The sequence below is a fragment of the Caulobacter sp. 05T431 genome, from assembly GCF_056665975.1.
The window spans coordinates 93,638-110,276 of the sequence record NZ_JBFTKU010000012.1 but is presented as its reverse complement, the minus strand read 5'-3'; the positions used below and the strand labels follow the sequence as shown (position 1 = coordinate 110,276).

The 16,639-nt window shown below is 68.0% G+C and carries 15 protein-coding genes and 1 tRNA gene; 6 read left to right on the top strand and 10 right to left on the bottom strand.

The window, feature by feature from the left end; all coding sequences use genetic code 11:
- Window positions 1-10: 10 nt before the first annotated feature.
- The 8 genes from hpf to AC1U89_RS12905 form a co-directional block, all read right to left on the bottom strand.
- The gene (gene hpf, locus AC1U89_RS12940; RefSeq protein WP_479900103.1) at window positions 11-643 is read right to left on the bottom strand and encodes a ribosome hibernation-promoting factor, HPF/YfiA family; all 633 of its coding nucleotides are present in this window, start codon (window positions 641-643) and stop codon (window positions 11-13) included.
- Window positions 644-694: 51 nt separating this feature from the next.
- Window positions 695-1,306 carry an exopolysaccharide biosynthesis protein gene (locus AC1U89_RS12935; RefSeq protein WP_479900102.1) on the bottom strand — a complete coding sequence of 204 codons (612 nt, stop codon included), beginning with the start codon at window positions 1,304-1,306 and terminating at the stop codon, window positions 695-697.
- A gap of 95 nt (window positions 1,307-1,401) precedes the next feature.
- The gene (gene rpoN, locus AC1U89_RS12930; RefSeq protein WP_479900101.1) at window positions 1,402-2,922 is read right to left on the bottom strand and encodes an RNA polymerase factor sigma-54; all 1,521 of its coding nucleotides are present in this window, start codon (window positions 2,920-2,922) and stop codon (window positions 1,402-1,404) included.
- 258 nt (window positions 2,923-3,180) lie between these two features.
- A complete protein-coding gene (gene lptB / locus AC1U89_RS12925; protein WP_479900100.1) occupies window positions 3,181-3,939 on the bottom strand; it encodes an LPS export ABC transporter ATP-binding protein in 759 nt (252 codons plus the stop codon).
- A gap of 18 nt (window positions 3,940-3,957) precedes the next feature.
- Complete coding sequence (locus tag AC1U89_RS12920; RefSeq protein WP_479900099.1) at window positions 3,958-4,545, bottom strand: LptA/OstA family protein; 588 nt, start codon at window positions 4,543-4,545, stop codon at window positions 3,958-3,960.
- 18 nt (window positions 4,546-4,563) lie between these two features.
- On the bottom strand, window positions 4,564-5,232 hold the full coding sequence (gene lptC / locus AC1U89_RS12915; protein WP_479900098.1) for an LPS export ABC transporter periplasmic protein LptC: 669 nt from the start codon (window positions 5,230-5,232) through the stop codon (window positions 4,564-4,566).
- 11 nt (window positions 5,233-5,243) lie between these two features.
- Window positions 5,244-5,861, bottom strand: coding sequence for a ribonuclease D (locus AC1U89_RS12910; protein ID WP_479900097.1), 618 nt, complete (start codon window positions 5,859-5,861; stop codon window positions 5,244-5,246).
- Between the two features lie 255 nt (window positions 5,862-6,116).
- A tRNA-Leu gene (locus AC1U89_RS12905) sits at window positions 6,117-6,203 on the bottom strand.
- A gap of 155 nt (window positions 6,204-6,358) precedes the next feature.
- Between AC1U89_RS12905 and AC1U89_RS12900 the strand changes: the two genes are divergently transcribed.
- Window positions 6,359-7,315 carry a complex I NDUFA9 subunit family protein gene (locus tag AC1U89_RS12900; protein ID WP_479900096.1) on the top strand — a complete coding sequence of 319 codons (957 nt, stop codon included), beginning with the start codon at window positions 6,359-6,361 and terminating at the stop codon, window positions 7,313-7,315.
- 5 nt (window positions 7,316-7,320) lie between these two features.
- Window positions 7,321-7,620, top strand: coding sequence for a hypothetical protein (locus tag AC1U89_RS12895; RefSeq protein WP_479900095.1), 300 nt, complete (start codon window positions 7,321-7,323; stop codon window positions 7,618-7,620).
- 100 nt (window positions 7,621-7,720) lie between these two features.
- Here the strand turns inward: AC1U89_RS12895 and AC1U89_RS12890 are convergent, their stop codons facing one another.
- Window positions 7,721-8,530 carry an undecaprenyl-diphosphate phosphatase gene (locus tag AC1U89_RS12890; RefSeq protein ID WP_479900094.1) on the bottom strand — a complete coding sequence of 270 codons (810 nt, stop codon included), beginning with the start codon at window positions 8,528-8,530 and terminating at the stop codon, window positions 7,721-7,723.
- Window positions 8,531-8,778: 248 nt separating this feature from the next.
- Here AC1U89_RS12890 and AC1U89_RS12885 point away from each other — a divergent pair, with 248 nt between their 5' ends.
- From AC1U89_RS12885 to gltB, 4 genes are read left to right on the top strand one after another with little or no spacing between them, the layout of a single operon-like run.
- Window positions 8,779-10,224 (top strand): NAD(P)-dependent oxidoreductase, encoded by a 1,446-nt coding sequence (locus AC1U89_RS12885; RefSeq protein ID WP_479900093.1) that lies wholly within the window; start codon window positions 8,779-8,781, stop codon window positions 10,222-10,224.
- Window positions 10,225-10,228: 4 nt separating this feature from the next.
- Window positions 10,229-10,618, top strand: a complete 390-nt coding sequence (locus tag AC1U89_RS12880) for a VOC family protein (RefSeq protein WP_479900092.1) — start codon at window positions 10,229-10,231, stop codon at window positions 10,616-10,618.
- Window positions 10,615-11,028 carry a hypothetical protein gene (locus AC1U89_RS12875; RefSeq protein ID WP_479900091.1) on the top strand — a complete coding sequence of 138 codons (414 nt, stop codon included), beginning with the start codon at window positions 10,615-10,617 and terminating at the stop codon, window positions 11,026-11,028. The genes AC1U89_RS12880 and AC1U89_RS12875 overlap by 4 nt, the downstream gene beginning before the upstream one ends.
- A complete protein-coding gene (gene gltB, locus AC1U89_RS12870; protein ID WP_479900090.1) occupies window positions 11,025-15,566 on the top strand; it encodes a glutamate synthase large subunit in 4,542 nt (1,513 codons plus the stop codon). The genes AC1U89_RS12875 and gltB overlap by 4 nt, the downstream gene beginning before the upstream one ends.
- A 60-nt stretch (window positions 15,567-15,626) precedes the next feature.
- Here the strand turns inward: gltB and AC1U89_RS12865 are convergent, their stop codons facing one another.
- Complete coding sequence (locus AC1U89_RS12865; RefSeq protein ID WP_479900089.1) at window positions 15,627-16,580, bottom strand: right-handed parallel beta-helix repeat-containing protein; 954 nt, start codon at window positions 16,578-16,580, stop codon at window positions 15,627-15,629.
- Between the last annotated feature and the right edge of the window lie 59 nt (window positions 16,581-16,639).

Genomic DNA, 16,639 nt, shown 5'->3' with positions numbered 1-16,639 from the left:
CGAGGTTCGATCAGCTAACGGCCGGTGCGTGCCCGTTCAGCGACTTGGTGCGTTCGGGGTCGATCCAGCCGATATTTCCGTCAGGCCGCCTGTAGACCACCGACAAACCGTCGTGGGCGGCGTTCCTAAACACGATTGCCTGGGACTCGGTCAAGTCCAGTTCCATGACCGCCATGGAAACGGTCATGATCTTCAGCGAGGCCTGGGTCTCGGCGATGATCATGCCGGCCGGCGCGCCGGCGGGATGTTCGTCCTCGACGCTCCAGTCGTCGTCGTCGACATCGTCGCTGTCCGGGGCCCGCAGCACGTACATCGCCGCGTTTTCCGCCTGCTTGGCGGAGGCAGCGATGGAGTGGCTCTTAAGTCGTCGCTTGTAGCGCCGGATGCGCGTCTCGATCTTGGCCAGGGCGGCGTCGAAGGCCGCGTGGGCGTCGCCGCCCGCTCCGTGGCTGATCAGTTGCTGGCCCGAAGCCAGCTTGACCGAACAATCGACCCGGAAGGCGAAGCCCTCCTTGCTGATCACGACATCGGCGTCGCCGCCGCGGTCGAAATACTTGCCGATGCTCAGGGCGATTTCGTCGGAGACTCGCGCTCGCAGAGCCTCACCAACGTCGACATGCTTGCCGGAGATTTGGACTTGCATGGCCTATCAACGCGCCTGTCCCGGCCCGGTGTCAAGCGTCGCAAAAGCGACTTAAAACAGCCCCGGAATCATGTGCAGGAGACGCTGGACCGCCGCCGCCACGACGCCGGCGCTGAGCACCAGCAGGCCCACGCTGACGGCCGCCATCAGGTATCCCAGCAGGACCAGCAGCCCATCGCGCTGCAGCAGGGCCAGGGCCAGGACGGCCACCGTGGCCCCCGGCGCCAGGTTGCCCAGCGGGATCGGCAGCACCAGCACCAGGGCCAGCAGGGTGCAGACCACGCCGATCAGCCGCTCGCCGACCGGGCCGAACAGGAAGCCCAGCCGAGGGCGGGTGACCAGCTCCATCCGGCGGACGATCGGTGTCAGCCTACGGAACAATCCGCGCAGGTCGTCGCGTTTCAGGGGGTGATGGATCAACTTGCGCGGCAGCCACGGGATGTCGGAACCCCAGGCGATCTGCGGGGCCAGCAACAAGATCGGCAGGCTGAGGATCGTCGACGAACCCGGGGGCAGGGGCAGGCAGTTGAGCAGGCCGAACACCAGCAGCATGGCCCCGAAGGCGCGGCTGTCGAACTGCTCGAGCATCTGGCCGACGGTCAGCACCGGACGCGTGTCCTCGCCGAACCCCTCGATGACGTCGGACAAACTCTCGGTGGTCATGCTCTGCCTTCAGCCACGTCTTCACAGAACGCGGAGCGCGGCCGTTCGCAGCATGCGGCAAGCGCGTGACGGACGAAAGGGCGCCGTCGTTCGACCTAGGCGGTTTCCTTGATCAGGCGGCGACGCTCGACCGAGGAGGGGATGCGCAGGGCCTCGCGGTACTTGGCCACCGTCCGGCGGGCGATGTCGACGCCCGCTTCCTTGAGGATTTCGACGATCCGGTCGTCGGAATGGACGTCGGCCTCGGTCTTCTCGGCCTCGACCAGGCCCTTGATCTTGTGGCGCACGCTGGCGGCCGAGTGGGCCTCGCCGCCTTCCGACGACTGGATGGCCGAGGTGAAGAAGTACTTCAGCTCGAACACGCCGCGCGGGGTGGCGATGTACTTGTTGGAGGTCACCCGGCTGACGGTGGACTCGTGCATGCCGATGGCGTCGGCGACGGTCTTCAGGTTCAGCGGCCGCAGGTGCTCGACGCCGTAGGCCAGGAAGCCGTCCTGCTGGCGGACGATCTCGCTGGAGACCTTCAGGATGGTCTTGGCCCGCTGGTCGAGGCTTTTGACCAGCCAGTTGGCGGTGGCGAAGCTGTCGGAGACGAAGGTCTTCTCCTGGTCGGTCCGCGCGCCCTTGGCGATGCGGGCGTGGTAGCGCTGGTCGACCAGCACCTTGGGCAGGGTGTCGGTGTTCAGCTCCACGTGCCACAGGCCGCCGGGCGTCTCGCGCACGTGGACGTCGGGCACCAGGGTCTGGGGCGGGTCGGAGTGGAAGGCCGCGCCGGGGCGAGGGGTCAGGGCGCGGATCTCGGCGACCATCTCGCGCAGGTCCTCGTCGTCGACCCCGCAGGCCTTGCGCAGGGCCGGCATGTCGCGCCGGGCCAAGAGGTCCAGGTTGTCCAGCAGGGCGGCCATGCAGGGGTCGTAGCGGTTGACGTCCTTCAGCTGCAGGGCCAGGCACTCGCGCACGTCGCGGGCCATGACGCCGGCGGGCTCGAAGCCCTGCAGGACGGCCAGGACCTCCTCGACCAGGTCCAGGCCGCAGCCCAGGCGCTCGGCCACCTCCGGCAGGTCGGCGCGCAGGTAGCCGCCCTCGTCGACCGCGTCGATCAGCACCGCGGCCACGGCGTTGCGGGCGGCCGACAGGCCGGCCACGGCCAGCTGCTCGGTCAGGTGCTCGACCAGGGTGGGGGTGCGGGAGAGGGCGCCTTCGTAATTGTCGTCGCCTTCGAAACTGCCGCCGCCGCCGGCGCGCGACCAGTCGATCTGGCCGCCGGCCTGCTCGGCCCCCTGATCGGCCCCATCAAGACCTGGCCCGTCGCCGGTGGCGCGCTCGCCGGGCGAGACGTCGTCGGGGGTGGCGTCCATCTGGCTGCTGGCGGCGCTGTCGGAAACGGCGTCCAGGCCCAGGTTCTCGGTGGCGCGTTCGGCGGGCTCTTCCGCGGCGCGGTCAGCCTCGGCCGGACCGTCGTCGCGCGCCAGCAGGGGATTGCGCTCCAACTCGGCCTCGACGAAGGCGTCGAGCTCGAGGTTGGACAGTTGCAGGAGCTTGATCGCCTGCTGAAGCTGCGGCGTGATGACAAGGCCCTGGCCTTGCCGAAGCTCCAATCTGTGGCCGAGAGCCAATGCGCCCTCCTGGGCAAATCAACGAACCTGTTGATCGCCATTGAACGGCCGGTTTGGTTAACGGGGCGCCAACGCCAGCAAAAAGCGGGCCACTGCGACCTTCCGTCCGCGAAGACCGCTGTTTTTCTCGCCGTCGGGTATCAAGTCGTTGATCCGGCGAGGTTTTCCGAACGCCGAAACCGCAACGAAAAGGCCGCGCGCCCCGGATGACGGAACGCGCGGCCTGTTAAATCTTGCCCAGAGGGCAGGCGAGGGGGCCTAGACCCGCTCGTCGAAGCTGTCGCCCAGATAGACGCGGCGGACCTCGGGATTGTCGACGATCTCCTGCGGGGCGCCTTCGAACAGCACCTCGCCGGCGTGGATGATCGAGGCCCGGTCCACCATCTGCAGCGTCTCGCGGACGTTGTGGTCGGTGATCAGGATGCCGATGCCGCGGTTCTTCAGGTAGCTGACCACCTCGCGGATGTCGGAGATCGCCAGCGGGTCGATGCCGGCGAAGGGTTCGTCCAGCAACATGAACGACGGCTCGCTGGCCAGGGCGCGGGCGATTTCCACGCGACGGCGCTCGCCGCCCGACAGGGCCACGGCCGGCGACTTGCGGATGTGGGTGATCCGCAACTCTTCCAGGATCTCGGTGACGTGGTCGCGGGCCTTGCGCTGGTCCTTCTGGCGCATCTCGACCACGGCCATGACGTTCTGCTCGACCGTCATGCCCCGGAAGATCGAGGCTTCCTGCGGCAGATAGCCCACGCCCATGCGGGCGCGCTGGAACATCGGCTGGGACGTGATGTCCTCGCCGTCCAGGTAGATCGAGCCGTAGTCGGCGGCGACCAGGCCGGTGATCATGTAGAAGCAGGTGGTCTTGCCGGCCCCGTTGGGGCCCAGCAGGCCGGCGACCTCGCCGCGCTTGAGGCGCAGGGAGACGCTCTTGACGACCGGACGGTCGCCGAACGACTTGCCGATGGCGTCGACGAACAGGCCTTCGCTGGCCGTGGCGTCGACGTTCAGGGATTGCATCGAAAACGCCATGAGGTCCTACGGCTTGCCGGCGGCGGGCTTCTTGTCTTTGTTCTGGTCGGGATAGAGCACCGCCCGCACACGCGTCTTGCCGCGACCCGTGGCGTTGGATTCCATCTTCACGTCGTTGGTCTTGGTCTTGATCGTCATGCGGTCGCCGCGGGCCACGTCCTGGCCCTGGACGGCCACGACGTCGCCGGTCACCACGATGGTGTCGGTGGCGTAGTCGTAGACGGCGTGGTCGCCGCGCACGGTCTGCTCGGGCGTCACGTAGAAGACATTGCCGTCGGCCTCGACGCGGTCGACGTCGCCGCAGTCGTTGTTGCCGGTGGGCGAGGAGGTCTTACCTGGCGTCTTGCGGCGGTTGTAGACGGTCATGGTCGCGGCCCGCATGCGGGCCTTGTCCTGCAGGACCTCGACCGCGCCGCGGAAGATGGTCTTGCACTGGCTGTTGATGACCTCCTGCTCGTCGGCGGAGATGTCCACCGGCGCGCTGGAGTTGTTGCCGCTGGCGGCGGGCGTCTGGGCCATGGCGGAGCCGCCCAGAAGAGCCGTACCGCTCAACAGGCTGAAGGCGATCGCCGTCGGCGCCATCCATCGATTCATCAACCACGTCCTCATGTTCTATTCCGGACCTGTTCCCGGGTTTGGGCCCTGCACGGGAACGGCCTCACCCGTCTTCCGGTCGATGCGCGTCTTGACGCCGCCCCGGAAGATGATGCGGTCACCCTTGTMATATACGGAGTAGGCGTTGGATTGCACCTGTCCAGTTGGACCTTCGCCTTGCAGCGTGGTTTCGCCGGTGGTGTTGCCGTTGCGCGTGTCGACCAGGGCTTCGTCCGAAGCGAAGCGATAGCCCGCCCCGTCGTCCATGCGCACGTTGCCGTACAGCTGCAGGATCAGGGTGTCTTCGCGATAGACGCCGCGGTCGGCGGTCGAGCGGGTGGGGGCGGGGCTGCCCACGCCCAGGGTCAGGGTCGGGGCGTCTAGGAACACCCGCTTGAGGTCGTTCTCGTCGCGCACCGCCGAGCGGGCGGTGATGATGAAGGGGCGTCCGTCGCTGGACTGGCCGTAGAAACGCGGCGTGACCATCCGGATCTGGGCCTTGCTCTCGGCCGGCCGGCGGTCGCCGGCGGTGAACGAGCGCCAGGCCACCTGGCCGCCCACGGTGGCCAGCAGGGCGACCATGGCGGCCGGCAGCACCACCCGCGCCAGGTGGACGCGGCGCGAACGACGGCGCCAGCGGCGCAAGTCCCGCCTGTATCCCGCCCGGTCGGCCTCGAGGGTGGTCATCCCGCCCCGCCTCAGCTGTGCGCGAAGATGTCGACGTCTTCCCAGCCGGCCAGGTCCAGGGCCGCGCGGTGGGGAAGGTAGTCGAAGGCCGCCTGGGCCAGGGCCATGCGGCCTTCGCGGACCAGCATGGCGTTCAGGCGCTCGCGCAGGGCGTGGAGATGCAGCACGTCCGAGGCCGCGTAGGCGACCTGGTCGGCCGACAGCGTGTCGGCGCCCCAGTCCGAGCTCTGCTGGACCTTGGACAGCTCGACCCCGACCAGTTCGCGCGTCACGTCCTTCAGGCCGTGGCGGTCGGTATAGGTGCGGGCCAGCTTGCTGGCGATCTTGGTGCAGTACACGGGGGCCGTCATGACCCCCAAGTGCAACAGGAACATGGCGATATCGAAGCGGCCGAAGTGAAAGAGTTTCACCACGGAAGGATCGGTCAGCAGGCGCTTGAGGTTGGGCGCGTCATAGGTCGAGCGGTCCAGGCGCACCACGTGGGCGTCGCCGTCGCCCGACGACAGCTGGACCACGCACAGCGGGTCGCGGCCCAGGCGCAGGCCCATGGTCTCGGAATCGATGGCGATCGCCGTCGCGCCGTCGAAAACGCCGGCGGGCAGATCGCCTTCATGCAGGAAGTTGGCCAAGTCTCTTCGTCTCCGCGCCCTCGGTCTCGTCGCGCGGACGCTGCGAATTCCGAATGCGCCTGGATAATGGGGCGCCGACCCTGTCGGCCGAATGAACAGGATATCTAACGCCTGGTCACAACCGTCGCTAGGCCCCCGTGGGGGCCAGGATCATTTTGTGAGCATGTCTCGGAGGCTTTTGTGAAGCTTTCAAAGCCCCCGGCGTTCCGGGAGCTTCGGCGCCACCCCGACCTTCTTTCGAAGGTTGGTAGGGGGTGGTGCCCAGGAGAGGACTCGAACCTCCACGACCTTTCAGTCACTGGCACCTGAAGCCAGCGCGTCTACCAATTCCGCCACCTGGGCCTGCGGGGCGATCCGTGGACCGCCGCGAGGCCGGGACGTTTATGCAAAGGTTCTGGCCACGTCAATCGCTAATCGCAGCCTTTTTTCCAGCTTCGATTGCGAAGGCCCTCGCGGTCGTCTATCCCCCGCCTCACGACTTGAAGAGAGGTTTTCGCATGCAAGGTCTGGTCACGGTGTTCGGCGGCTCCGGCTTCGTCGGCGGCCAGGTCGTACGGGCGCTCGCCAAGGCGGGTCATCGCGTGCGGGTGGCGGTGCGCAATCCCAACCTCGCCTATCGCATGCGCATGCTGGGCGATGTCGGCCAGATCGAGGTCGTGCAGGCCAATGTCCGCAACGCCCCGTCGGTGGCCCGCGCGGTCGACGGCGCCGAGGCGGTGGTCAACCTGGTCGGCGTGCTGTGGGAGAACGGCCGCCAGAAGTTCCAGACCCTGCACGTGATGGGCGCCAAGACCGTCGCCGAGCAGGCCAAGGCCGCCGGCGTCAAGCGCCTGGTGCAGGTCTCGGCCATCGGCGCCGACGCCAATTCCTCGTCCAAGTACCAGCGCACCAAGGCCGAGGGCGAAGCGGCCGTCCGCGCCGCCTTCCCGGGCGCGGTGGTGATCCGCCCGTCGATCGTGTTCGGCGCCGAGGACAAGTTCTTCAACAAGTTTGGCCAGATGGCCGCCCTGTTCCCCGCCCTGCCGCTGATCGGCGGCGGCGAGACCAAGTTCCAGCCGGTCTATGTGGGCGACGTGGCCGCCGTGATCGCCAAGGCGGTCTCCAGCCCGGCCGCCGAGGGCCTGACCTACGAACTGGGCGGCCCGGCCGTCTACAGCTTCAAGGAGCTGCTGGAGCTGATCCTGGTCGAGACCGGCCGCAACCGCGTCCTGGCCCCGATCCCGTTCTTCGCCGCCGGCTGGATCGGCAAGGTCGGCGACCTGTCGCCGATCAACCCGCCGCTGACCTCGGACCAGGTCGAGTCGCTGAAGACCGACAACGTCGCGAACAACGGCCTGCCGGGCCTGGCCGAGGCCGGCGTCGTCCCGACCGCCGTCGAGGCGGTGGTCCCGTCCTATCTCTACCGCTACCGCAAGGGCGGCCAGTACGCCGAGGTCCCGGCGGGGGCGTTCTAGCCTTCATGATCAAGGCCGGCGCAGCCGTTCTTCTGGGCCTTGCCGTTCTCGTGGGCGGGCTCGTCGGCTACGCCCTATGGAGCGACGCGGCGAGGGTCGGGGCGCTTCGGGCGGCGGGATACGGGGACATGACGATGCGTCACGCCTCGGCGTCGCCTTGCCGCTTCGGCGAAGACGCCAGTGCTTTCCTGGCGCAAGGGAGCGGCAAGCCCGAAGCGACGGGCTATGTCTGCGTCAGCCCGTTCCGTGCTCCGACGATCCACCTGGTCGAACTGCCGCGAGCCGACCGGCTGGACTGGCATTGAGCGGCCCCGGGGGGACATGCCCTCGCGGCGTGTCCTCAAATCTTGGCTCAGCGCTTGCCGTTGGGGACACGCCCAAGGGCATGTCCCCGGCTAGGGGTGATCACTTCGGGATGTAGATCAGCCCCAGGCCGATCACCCCCACCACGATCCGCCACCAGGCGAACGGGGCGAAGCCGCGCTTGCCGATGAAGCCGATCATCGTCTTGACCACCAGCAGGCCCGACAGGAACGAGACCACGAAGCCGATGGCGATGGTCCCGGCGTGGCTGGTGTCGATGTCCTTGTAGCTCTTGAGCAGGTCCAGGGCGAAGGCGCCGACCATGATCGGGATGGCCATGAAGAAGCTGAATTCGGCGGCGGCCTTGCGGTCCACGCCGATCAGCATCGAGCCGACGATGGTCGAGCCCGAGCGCGACACGCCCGGCAGCAGCGACAGGCACTGGAACAGGCCGATCAGGAGGGCGGTCTTCAGGCTCAGCGCCATGCCGTCCATTTCCTTGGGGGCGGGGGCCTTCTTGTCGACGATCAGCAGGATCACGCCCCCGACGATCAGCGAGGCGCAGATCACTTGCGGCAGGAACGGGTTCTCGAAGAAGTGCTTGATCACCCCGTGCAAGGCCAGGCCCGCGGCGAAGGCGGGGATGCAGCCGATGATCACGCTGAGCGCGAAGCGACGGGCTTCCGGCCGGGTCGGCAGACCKACCACCACGCTCCACAGGCGCTGGAAATAGACCGCGACCACGGCCAGCACCGCGCCCAGCTGGATCAGGACGATGAACGTGTCCCAGGCCGGATCGGTCAGGCCCAGGGCGATCTTGGTCAGCAGCAGATGCCCGGTCGAAGACACGGGAATGAATTCCGTCAGGCCCTCGACCAGGCCCAACACGATCGCGATCAGCCAATCCGGCATCGTCATTACCTCTAGGCGCACGGCCTCTGAAACCCCGCCCCGGGCGTGCGCCCGACACGGTAAACAAGTCGTTTATCCACTAAGTGGACCATATGGGGCTATAGCTGCGAGTCGCTCGCAATAACCCCACGGTCATCACGGATAAATTTGTCCACGAATTTGACAAACGCATTCTTCTTGCCGCGAAGAGTCCGTATGAGGCCCGCGCACGCAAATTTTTCCCCGGCAGCGGGGACGAGGGAAGTCGCATGGCCGAGCGCATGCTGAAATTCACGACCGTGGCCCGCAAAACGCCTGAAAAGCGTTCGGCGGCTGAGCGCAACGGCGACTTCCACGAGATCTACGCCGACTTCATCGACGCGAAAGCCACCGAGCAGGCCTCGCGTTGCTCGCAATGCGGCGTGCCGTTCTGCCAAACCCACTGTCCCCTGCACAACAACATCCCCGACTGGCTGCGGATGACCGCCGAAGGCCGCCTGGAAGAGGCCTATCAGCTGTCGCAGGCCACCAACTCCATGCCGGAGGTTTGCGGCAGGATTTGCCCGCAAGATCGTCTCTGTGAAGGCAACTGCGTCATAGAGCAGTCGGGTCACGGCACCGTGACGATCGGTTCGGTCGAACGCTACCTGACCGACAAGGCCTGGGAGATGGGCTGGGTGAAGCCGCTGGTCGCCAAGGCCGACCGCGACCAGTCGGTGGGGATCATCGGCGCCGGCCCGGCGGGCCTGGCCGCCGMCGAGAAGCTGCGCGAGGAAGGCTACGCCGTCACCGTCTATGACCGCCACGACCGGGCCGGCGGCCTGCTGATCTACGGCATCCCCGGCTTCAAGCTGGAAAAGGACGTGGTCGAGCGCCGCACCCAGCGCCTGGCCGACGGCGGCGTCGAATTCAAGCTGGGCTTCGAGGTCGGCAAGGACGCCATCCTGGAAGACCTGCGCGAAAAGCACGACGCCGTGCTGATCGCCGTGGGCGTCTACGCCGCGCGCGACCTGGTCGCCCCGGGCTCGGGCGCCAAGGGCGTGGTCGCCTCGCTCGACTACCTGATCGCCTCCAAMAAGAAGACCCTGGGCGACGACGTCCCGGCCTATGACAGCGGCGAACTCAACGCCGAAGGCAAGGACGTGGTCGTGGTCGGCGGCGGCGACACCGCCATGGACTGCGTGCGCACCGCGATCCGCCAGGGCGCCACCTCGGTCACCTGCCTCTATCGCCGCGACAAGGCCAACATGCCCGGCTCGCTGCGCGAAGTCGCGAACGCCGAGGAAGAGGGCGTGACCTTCGAATGGCTGGCCGCGCCGCGCGCCCTGGGCGGCGACGCCGAGGCCGTGACCGGCGTGCGCGCCATCCGCATGCGCCTGGGCGCCCCGGACGCCTCGGGCCGCCAGACCCCGGAAGAGATCGAGGGCGGCGACTTCGACCGTCCGGCCCAGCTGGTGGTCAAGGCCCTGGGCTTCGAGCCCGAGAACCTGCCCGAGCTGTGGTCGGCGCCGGACCTGAAGGTCACGCGCTGGGGCACGGTTAAGGCCGACGTCCGCCACCAGATGACCAATCTGGACGGCGTGTTCGCGGCCGGCGACATCGTGCGCGGCGCGTCGCTGGTGGTCTGGGCGATCAAGGACGGCCGCGACGCCGCCGACGCCATGCACCGCTATCTGCAGGCCAAGGTCTCGTCGACCTTGATCGCGGCGGAGTAGGGCGATGACCGCCTCGCCCTCCGGCGTCCTGACGGCGATCCTGCCGTGCAACGACCTCGACGCGTCCGAGGCCTTCTATGCGCGCCTGGKCTTCACGCRGCCCGAGGCCGACAAGGAACCGGGCGACACCTACCGCATGCTGGGCAACGGCCAGGGCGGTTTCCTGCACCTGACCGACGCGGTCGAGGACTGGCTGGTCCCGGGCCGCAACCCGTTCGGCCTGTATCTCTACATCGAGGACGTCGACGGCGCGGCCAAGGCCTTCGCCGGCGAGACCCTCGAGAAGAACGGTCCCGAGGCCAAGCCCTGGGGCATGTACGAATTTTCCCTGTCCGACCCCGACCAGACCCTGGTCCGCGTCGGATGGCCGAGCCGGCTGAGGGCGACAACGTGATCCGATCCGGTCTGATCATCGCCGTCGCTTTCGTCGCGGGTCCTGCCATGGGCGCGGACCTGGCCGTGGGGCAGACGCTCGCCTGCACGCCCAAGGGCGTCGTCGCCGTCGTGGGCCGTCTGGACGGCGGCGGCAAGGATGGGGCTACGATCGCGAGCATCTCGGTGTTCGACCAGCGACCCGGCGCGAAGCTCGGCGTGCTCGGACACGTCCCCGTCGACGCCAAGATCCTGGCCGCCTCGTGTCCCAAGACGCAGGCCGCCCATGCCTTGGACCCCCACTTCGAAGAGGGCTACGCCACCTGGCGACAGGCCTTCGAAGGCGGCCAGGGCGGCTATTTCACCATTTCTGTCAGCGAAATTCTCGACGTCGCCAAGAAGACGATGTCCGAGGCGGGAGCATCCCAATGACCGACACGACCGCTCTCACCCAGACCGAGCTGTATCTGAAGAACCGCCAGGCCCTGATCGACGGCCACGCCTACGACCCCTCGACCGAGCGCGACGCGTGCGGCGTGGGCCTGGTCTGCGCCATCGACGGCCAGCCGCGCCGCGAGGTCGTCGAGCTGGCGATCAAGGCCCTGAAGGCCCTGTGGCACCGCGGCGCGGTCGACGCCGACGGCAAGACCGGCGACGGCGCCGGCGTGCTGGTCAGCGTCCCGCAGGACTTCTTCGTCGACCAGGTGCGCCGCACCGGCCACGCCCTGCGCCAGGGCCCGATCGCCGTCGGCCAGGTCTTCCTGCCGCGCACCGACCTGGGCGCCCAGGAGGCCTGCCGCACGATCGTCGAGGCGGAAGCCCTGCGCTTCGGCTTCTACATCTATGGCTGGCGCCAGGTGCCGGTCGACACCTCGGTGATCGGCGAGAAGGCCAACGCCACGCGTCCGGAAATCGAGCAGATCATGCTGGCCGCCCCGGCCGGCCTGGAGGGCGAGGCTCTGGAGCGCGCCCTGTTCCTGTGCCGCAAGCGCATCGAGAAGCGCGTGCATGCCCAGAACATAAGCGACTTCTACATCTGCTCGTTCTCGGCCAAGTCCTTGATCTACAAGGGTATGTTCCTGGCCGAGCACATCGACGAGTTCTATCCCGACCTGAAGGACGACCGCTTCGCCGCCGCGGTGGCGATCTTCCACCAGCGCTATTCGACCAACACCTTCCCGCAATGGCGCCTGGCCCAGCCGTTCCGGATGCTGGCCCACAATGGTGAGATCAACACCATCAAGGGCAACATCAACTGGATGAAGTCCCACGAGATCAAGATGGCGGCCGACGCCTTCGGCGAGTTCGGGGACGACGTGAAGCCGGTGATCCAGCCGGGCGGTTCGGACTCGGCGAACCTGGACAACACCTTCGAGGTGCTGGTCCGGGCCGGCCGCGACGCGCCCATGGCCAAGACCCTGCTGGTGCCGGAAGCCTCCAACCCGAACATGAAGGCCGAGCACAAGGCGCTCTACAGCTACTGCAACGCGGTGATGGAGCCGTGGGACGGTCCGGCCGCCCTGTGCGCCACCGACGGCCGCTGGGTCGTGGCCGGCAAGGACCGCTCGGGCCTGCGCCCGCTGCGCGTGGCCTATACCGACGACGGCCTGGTGATCATGGGCTCGGAAGCGGGCATGTGCGGCGTCGAGGAAAGCCGCATCACCCGCAAGCTGGCCATCGCCCCGGGCCGGATGATCGCCATCGACCTGGGCGCCGGCAAGCTCTACGGCGAAGACGACATCATCGACGAACTGGCCGGCCGCCACCCCTATACCGACTGGCTGGGCAACATGGTCGATCTCGAGAAGGAGATCGGCCCCGGGCCCGAGCCGCGCAAGTACGGCCGCGAGGAGCTGACCCGCCGTCAGGCCGCCGCCGGCTTCTCGCTGGAGGACCTGGAAATGGTCCTGGCCCCGATGGTCGAGGAGGGCAAGGAAGCCGTCGGCTCGATGGGCGACGACGCGCCCCTGGCCGTGCTGTCGGAAAAGTACCGGCCGCTCAGCCACTTCTTCCGCCAGAACTTCAGCCAGGTGACCAACCCGCCGATCGACCCCCTGCGGGAGACCGGCGTCATGAGCCTGAAGACCCGGTTCAAGAACCTCGGCAACATCCTGGCCCAGGACGCCGCGCAAGCGGATGTGTACGTGCTGGAAAGCCCGGTCCTGACCACCGGCATGTACGAGCGCATCCATGGCCTGCTGGGCCAGAAGAACGTCGCCGTCATCGACTGCACCATGCCGCTGCCGGCCCCGGAAGCGCGCGACGGCGACGCCCTGCGCGCCAACCTGGACCGCATCCGGGCCGAGGCCGAGGACGCGGTGCTGCGCGGCTGCGGCGCCATCGTCCTGACCGACGAGGCCAGCAACGCCGACCGCGTGGCCCTGCCGATGATCCTGGCTACCGGCGGCGTCCACGCCCACCTGGTGGCCAAGGGCCTGCGCTCGTACGTCTCGATCATCGTCCGCTCGGCCGAGTGCCTGGACACGCACTATTTCGCGGTGCTGGTCGGCGTCGGCGCCACGGCGGTCAACGCCTATCTGGCCCAGGAAAGCTTCCAGGACCGCCTGGAGCGCGGCCTGGTCGGCGACAAGTCGCTGCGCGACGTCTGCATCAACTTCAAGACGGCCATCGAGGGTGGCCTGCTGAAGATCATCTCCAAGATGGGCATCAGCGTCATCTCCTCGTACCGCGGCGGCTACAACTTCGAAGCCGTCGGCCTGTCGCGCGCCCTGGCGGCCGAGTTCTTCCCCGGCATGCCCTCGCGCATCTCGGGCATCGGCCTGGCCGGCATCGAGACCAAGTCGGTCGAGCTGCACCGCAAGGCCTGGGGCGAGCCGGCCGTGACCCTGCCGGTCGGCGGTCTCTACAAGCTGCGCCGTTCCGGCGAGGCCCACGCCTTCGAGGCGCGGCTGATCCACACCCTGCAGAGCGCCTGCGACACCGGCGACTTCGAGCTCTATCGCCGCTGGTCCAACGGTCTGCGCACGCAAAAGCCGATTCAGCTGCGTGACCTGCTGGACTGGCGCTCGGACCGCAACCCGATCTCGACCGACGACGTCGAGAGCGTCAACGAGATCCGCAAGCGCTTCGTCACGCCGGGCATGAGCCTGGGCGCCCTGGGCCCCGAGGCGCACGGCGTGCTGAACATCGCCATGAACCGCATCGGCGCCAAGTCGGTGTCGGGCGAGGGCGGCGAGGACTCCGCGCGCTACAAGCCCCTGCCGAACGGCGACAACCCCAACAGCGCCATCAAGCAGGTGGCCTCGGGCCGGTTCGGCGTCACCGCCGAATATCTGAACCAGTGCCGCGAGATCGAGATCAAGGTCGCCCAGGGCGCCAAGCCCGGCGAGGGCGGGCAACTTCCTGGCTTTAAAGTCACGGAGATGATCGCGCGTCTGCGTCACGCCACGCCGGGCGTGATGCTGATCAGCCCGCCGCCGCACCACGACATCTATTCGATCGAGGACCTGGCCCAGCTCATCTATGACCTGAAGCAGATCAACCCGATCGCCCGGGTCACGGTGAAGCTGGTGGCCGCCACCGGCATCGGCGCGATCGCGGCCGGCGTGGCCAAGGCCAAGGCCGACGTCATCCTGGTGGCCGGCAATGTCGGCGGCACCGGCGCCTCGTCCCAGACCTCGGTCAAGTACGCCGGCGGTCCGTGGGAGATGGGCCTGTCGGAAGCTAACCAGGTGCTGACCCTGAACAACCTGCGCCACTCGGTGGTGCTGCGCACGGACGGCGGCATCCGCACAGGCCGCGACGTGGTCATCGCCGCCATGCTGGGCGCCGAGGAGTTCGGCATCGGCACCGCCTCGCTGGTGGCCATGGGCTGCATCATGGTGCGCCAGTGTCACTCCAACACCTGTCCCGTGGGCGTCTGCACCCAGGACGAGGCCCTGCGCGCCAAGTTCACCGGCACGCCGGAGAAGGTCATCAACCTGTTCAGCTTCGTGGCCGAAGAGGTCCGCGAGATCCTGGCGGGCTTGGGCTTCAAGAGCCTGCAGGAGATCGTCGGCCGCACCGACCTGCTGGCTCAGGTGTCGCGCGGCGGCGAGCACCTGGACGACCTCGACCTGAACCCGCTGCTGGTCCGGGCCGATCCCGGCCAGAACAAGCCCTACTGCACGGTCGAGGGCCGCAACGCGGTTCCGGACACCCTGGACGCCCAGATCGTCCGCGACGCGGCGCCCCTGCTGGAGCGCGGCGAGAAGATGCAGCTGACCTACACGGTCCGCAGCACCGCCCGGTCGATCGGCTCGCGCACCTCCAGCCACATCGTGCGCAAGTTCGGCATGAAGGGCCTGCCCGCCGGGCATCTGACCGTCCAGCTCAAGGGCTCGGCCGGCCAGAGCCTGGGGGCCTTTGCGGTCCAGGGCCTGCGGATCGAGCTGACCGGCGAGGCCAACGACTATGTCGGCAAGGGCCTGTCGGGCGCGACGATCGTGATCAAGCCGGCGCGCGGCCTGGCGGCGCCCGAGACCAACACCCTGCTGGGCAACACCGTGCTGTTCGGGGCCACCTCGGGACGGCTGTTCGCGGCCGGCCAGGCCGGCGAGCGCTTCGCGGTCCGCAACTCGGGCGCCACCACGGTGGTCGAGGGCTGCGGCGCCAACGGCTGCGAGTACATGACCGGCGGCCAGGTGGTGATCCTGGGCCCGACGGGCGGCAACTTCGGGGCCGGCATGACCGGCGGCATGGCCTTCGTCCTGGACCAGCACGGCCGGTTCGAGAGCCAGGTCAATCCGGAGAGCATCCTGGTCCAGCGCCTGGCCTCGCCCTACTGGGAAGGCGTGCTGCGCTCGCTGCTGGCCGAACACGCCCGCGAGACGGACTCGGCCTTCGCCGAGAGCCTGATCCGCGACTGGGACCGTGTGCGCGACCTGTTCTGGCAGGTGTGCCCGAAGGAGATGGTCAGCCGTCTTCCGCAGCCGCTGGCGGCGGAAGAGGCCGTGCACGAACGGGCCTGAGCCCGACGCTCGCGCCGCGTGAAGCGCCCCGCCGCGGATGTCCCGCGGCGGGGCCTAGGCCTATTTCGGAGCGACCGTGCCGGTGGGCGCGCCGTCCGTGGAATTGGCGACGACCACGTTGTTCTGATAGCTCAGGATCGCCCCGCCGCTCAGCGGCTGCAGGCCCACGCCGTTGCCGTAGAAGCTGCTGCGGTTGATGATCACCACCGCGCCGGCGCCGATCGAATTGACGCCGCCCGCGTTGTCCGACGAGACCGAGTCGGTGACGTAGAGGTTCGACACCGACCCGTTGCTGGTGATGTGGATGCCGGCCAGCGCGTTGTTCGTGACGTTGCTGTTGGACAGGACGCCGCGCACCGACCCCGTGGTGTTCGACGCGTCCAGCCGCACGCCGCGCGCGTTGTCGATGGCGGTGACGTGGTCGAGGGTGACCTGGGCGCTGCCGGTGCCGGTGGGCATGACCACCACCCCGCCGCCGTCGGTGGCGCTGCCGTTCTCCGAGAACAGCGTGTTGACGATGCTGAGCTTCAGCAGGCCCCCGCTGTTCGCCGCCAGGACGCCGTTGCCGTTGGGGGCCGCGGACTTGTTGCCGTAGATGTAGCAGTTCTCGATATTGACAGCCCCCGCGTTCAGGATGCGGACGCCGTTGAGGCCGGTGTTGGTGTCGATGATCGGCCCCCCGATCACTAGGCCCCGCAGGGTGACGGTGTCGGTCGACAAGGCGTTGATGATGACGCCGTTGGTCACGGCGTTCAGGATGCCGCCTAGGCCCGGATCGGTGCCGATGACGATCGACTTGGTGATCGTGACCGCGCCGAAGCCGCCCGGATCGAGCACGTCGATCTCGCCGCCCGCCGCCGTCTTGGAGATGGCCCMCGCGAAGGTCTTGCACGGCGCCGTGCGGCTGCACGGATTGGCGTCGTCGCCGACGCCGGAAACCCAGGTGCGCGTCGCCTGAGCGTTCGAGATCGACGGCGCGCCCGCGACCGCGATCGCCATGACGGCGGCGGCCAATGCTATGATTTTCTTCATATCACCCTACCCCAGTCGAGTTTTCCCCCGGAGCGTGCATG